Annotated in this window: 1 protein-coding gene; it reads left to right on the top strand. The window is 62.9% G+C overall.

Annotated features, from left to right (window positions below; genetic code table 11):
* Nucleotides 1-498 (top strand): calcium-binding protein (locus ABDB81_RS30445; RefSeq protein ID WP_346814426.1); only part of this gene is annotated, 498 nt, incomplete at both ends.

The following is a 498-nucleotide window of genomic DNA, read 5'->3' as shown; positions in this document are numbered from 1 at the left end:
GCTGACATCCTCGATGGCGGTGCCGGCAACGATACCCTCTACGGTGGCGACGGCGCCGACGTCTTCCGCTTTGGCACCGGCTACGCCAAGGACAGGATCCGCAGCATCAACAACGCCAGCGCCCGCCTGGACACCGTCGAACTCACCGACATCAATGCCGCCGATCTCAACATCTACCGCGAAGGCGATGCGCTCGTGCTCGCGCACAACAATGGCGTCGACCGGCTAACTATCGAGCGCTACTTCGCGCCCTCCGGTGAGGTCAGTACCGTCAAGGAACTCAAGTTCGCCGACGGCACCCTCTGGGATATCGCCACCACGCTTGCCAAGGTCAAGAACACCTACGGCGACGACTACAGCAACTCGATCACCGTGCTCGCAGGGATGTCCGGCAAGGTCTTCGGACTGGGTGGCCACGACACTATCTATGGCGCAGCACTCAGCGATGTCCTCGACGGCGGCGACGGCCACGACACCCTGTATGGCCGAGACGGCAAC

Origin of the sequence: Cupriavidus sp. DL-D2 (assembly GCF_039710735.1) — a bacterium.
In the GTDB taxonomy this organism is placed as follows: Bacteria; Pseudomonadota; Gammaproteobacteria; order Burkholderiales; family Burkholderiaceae; genus Cupriavidus.
This window is presented reverse-complemented; position numbering and strand designations above follow the sequence as displayed.